This is a genomic window from Shinella sp. M31, from assembly GCF_049199205.1.
In the GTDB taxonomy this organism is placed as follows: domain Bacteria; phylum Pseudomonadota; class Alphaproteobacteria; order Rhizobiales; family Rhizobiaceae; genus Shinella.
In genome coordinates, this window is sequence record NZ_JBLZPH010000217.1 from 1 (window position 1) to 256 (window position 256).

Here is a 256-nt window from a genome sequence, read left to right on the forward strand (position 1 = left end):
CCTCGCAGCCGCCGCCCAGTGCAAAGCCGCTGACGGCGGCGATCATCGGCTTGCGGCAGGCCGCAACCTCGTCCCAGCCGGCCGCGAGGTCCTCGACGACGGCCTCGGCAAAACCGTAGGGCTGCATTTCCTTGATATAGGCGCCGGCGGCAAAGGCCTTTTCCGAGCCGGTGAGGACGATCGCGCCGATGCCGGCATCCGCTTCGAAGCCGGCGAGAACGCTCTTCAGCTCTTCCAGCAGCTTGCGGTTCAGCGC

The 256-nt window shown here is 67.6% G+C and carries 1 protein-coding gene; it reads right to left on the reverse strand.

Annotated features, from left to right (window positions below):
* The coding region (locus ACOZKU_RS27890) for an enoyl-CoA hydratase-related protein (protein WP_421581625.1) at window positions 1-256 on the reverse strand (256 nt) is incomplete at both ends.